Raw genomic sequence first — 2,997 nt, 5'->3', positions numbered from 1 at the left:
TACCAACAATGCATTTACCATAAACCATCTAAGGGGGTTTGAAAACCAATATAACTACCAGGTTTATGAAATCTATGTCTCCATTGATAATGCAGCCCATCCAATTACTGAGGGCTATAGCCAGGGAACTGATGTCCAAGTCAACTATGGGGATGACCCCTGGATTGCCTATATGTCAAGTGTTGACCAAGCAAGGGGCATCTCAATCCTTGGTCATCAGAGCCATAATCGCCAGTATGGTGGCTGGTGGGAAAATGCAAATTATAGAACCCTGGGTGAAATTCCCTATGAAAGGGGAAAGGCGGTATTTTTATCAACATCCCTCTTTTCAACCAATCAACCAACTGATAATTTAAAGATTTTGTTCACCCGATGTATTGACTATTTAATTCTCTTGCAAGTCCCATCCCTTATTTTAGAGCATACACCCCTGTCCAGCCCCCAGCCTGTTGGAAGCCATTATATAAAGGTAAAGATTATTGATCCAAATTTTACATTAAGCACCATTAAGCTCTATTATAAGATAGATAGTGGAACCTGGACTTTTACTGATATGTCTTCTACAGGTGTTGACTATGAATATTCTGCTCTAATTACAACCTCTTCTCCTGGCTCTGTCTCTTACTACATTGAGGCAATAGATATAAATAATAAGAAGGTAACCATACCCGCTCAAATGCCCGATTTATTCCCATACAAGTTCAATGTTTTTGACCTGGTGGTGCTTAAGACAACGCCAAATAATGGAGAGAGGGGTGTTAGCACCGCAAGTATTGTAAAGATTGTCTTTAATAAGGAGATAAACATAGATACAATCGGAACACAAACAATAAAGCTCCTCATCGGAACAAATACCCTTATCCCTGGGAATTATTCCTGTAGCAATAAGGAAATCACCATTAAACCAGATAACCTCCTCCTGGAAGAAAAGCTATACAATGTGGTTATTACAACAGGGCTTAAGGATATAGACACAAAGACCTTAACCTCTGAGTATACATTCTCATTCTTTACTGGGCTTTCAGGAAACCTTGATGAGTATAGCCGTGTAGATGGAAGGGATCTAACGATTATGGGAAGGGCATTTGGCAGCAAGCCAACAGACTCCAACTGGAATTATTTGGCTGATTTTGCTAGAGATAATATAATAAATGTCCAGGATTTGGCAATCCTTGCTACAAGGTTTGGCAGGTCATCCTTGGCAAGCCTTTCAATCCGAAATCTAAAATCCGAAATCCACAATCCTTCTGTAAGCCTTTCTCTGCCGTCTACGGTTAATCTGGGCGAGCCATTTGATGTAGGGGTTGTTTTATCGGGTGATAATGTATATTCACTAGGGTTTGATATAGATAGCCCCCTTGAGATAGTAAATGTCTCATCCAAATTTAGTGATGCCCTATTCTTAACAAGCCCTGACAAAAAAGTGGTTGGTCTGGCAAACATAAATGGCACAGGGATTGCCTGTGTGATTACCCTAAAGGCAAACAAGCCGGGTGCTTTTTCCCTTTCCTTAAAGAACCTTACCCTTCAGGATAGCGGATTAAACCTATTAAATGCAGAAGCCCCAGAGGCTGAAATAAATGTCTTGCCCCTATCAAGCACACTTCAGGTTTTAGGCTCAAACTATCTAACAAATAACAACCTTACCCTTAAAATCCTCCTTCCTCAATCAGCAAAGGTTCAGGTTGATGTCTATAACATCGTTGGACAGAGGGTAAGAAGCAAAGGGGCATATCTTTTAGGAAGCTCAATAATGAGCATTGATATGGATGTTTCCAAAGGGCTTTACTTCTACAAGGTTAGTGCAGAGTATGGCAGTGGAGAGAAAGAAAGTAGAACTGGAAGCTTGATTGTGAAATAGGGAGGTTTTTGTGGGATACATTATAGGTAGGTGTAAGGAAGAGAAGCTTTGGGAGATGGAGTTTGAGGCAGGTTTAAAAAGACCCTTTGAAACAAGGATAAATCATTCTTTCATAAAAACCTACAAACCCATAATGGATGAGGAAGGTCATCGCATCTTTGAAAGAATGGGGGATTATTCCAGATGGTGTGAGGGTTTGCCTAAATGGTTAGGATATGGCAAATAGAGCCTTTTCTTATGATATTGCTCTTAAGATGGCAGAGGTTTTTGGTAAGCACAAGGTGGAATATCTGTTTATAGGAAAATCAGGGGCTGTTTTATATGGCTTTCCTGATACAACACAGGATGTAGATGTATTTCCTAAAAAAGACCCTCAAAATGGGGAAAGGATTGTTTTTGCTATGGAAGAATTGGGTTTTGATATGGATGAAGAGCTTAAAAGTGCTATAATTAAGGGAAAGGATTTTGTTCAGATAAGGGAGGGTCCATTTGATATAGATTTAATCTTTGCACCTGATGGAATAGAAACTTATGAGGAGGCAAAAAAAAGGTCTAAAATTGTGGAGAATATCTTTCCTGTTGCCTCTTTAGGGGATATAATCAAAAGCAAAAGGTCTGCTGGTAGAAAAAGGGATAAGGAGGTTTTGGAAAGGCTGGAGGCTTTTGATGCCTATTTAAAACACAATGTTTGAAAAAAGGTATATGTGTTTAGCTAGTCAAAATAAAATGTATTGTAAGCCTATACAATTTTTTAAAGGAGTTTGTAAAGAAAGTTTAGTTAAGATTTAAAAGGAATGAGTGAGAGATTAGACCGTATAGAAAAAGGGATAGAGGAATTATTTATTGGGATAAGGGAATTAAAGGAAAGCCAAAAGAAAACAGATGTCCAGCTGCAAAGGACAGAGAAAGAGCTTTCCAAAGAGATAAAAAATGTTAATAAAATGGTGGGAGAGATGACCGGTGGCTTAGGCAAGTTTGTTGAAGGTCTGGTTGAACCAAGGGCAATTAGGCTAGCAAAGAGCCTAAATATAAAGATAAGTGAAATACATCGCAGGGTAAAGGGATTTTATTCTTTAAATGGCACAGAGGAGGAAAGGGAGGCGGATATAATCATTGTGGGAGAAAGAAATAACAAA

General features: G+C 39.0%; 4 protein-coding genes. All 4 read left to right on the top strand.

What is annotated here, in order from left to right; all coding sequences use genetic code 11:
• On the top strand, positions 1 to 1,861 hold a 1,861-nt coding region (locus tag AB1630_09290; protein ID MEW6103984.1), incomplete at its 5' end, for an Ig-like domain-containing protein.
• A gap of 10 nt (positions 1,862 to 1,871) precedes the next feature.
• Positions 1,872 to 2,087: a hypothetical protein gene (locus AB1630_09285; GenBank protein MEW6103983.1), complete on the top strand. Its 216-nt coding sequence runs from the start codon at positions 1,872 to 1,874 to the stop codon at positions 2,085 to 2,087.
• Positions 2,077 to 2,553, top strand: a complete 477-nt coding sequence (locus AB1630_09280; GenBank protein ID MEW6103982.1) for a hypothetical protein — start codon at positions 2,077 to 2,079, stop codon at positions 2,551 to 2,553. Before AB1630_09285 ends, AB1630_09280 begins: the two co-directional genes overlap by 11 nt.
• A 102-nt stretch (positions 2,554 to 2,655) precedes the next feature.
• Positions 2,656 to 2,997 (top strand): hypothetical protein (locus tag AB1630_09275; protein MEW6103981.1); only part of this gene is annotated, 342 nt, incomplete at its 3' end.

This window comes from bacterium (genome assembly GCA_040753555.1).
GTDB lineage: Bacteria > UBA9089 > UBA9088 > UBA9088 > UBA9088 > JBFLYE01.
Note: the sequence above shows the minus strand (reverse complement) of the source record. Positions and strands in the feature narration are given on the sequence as shown.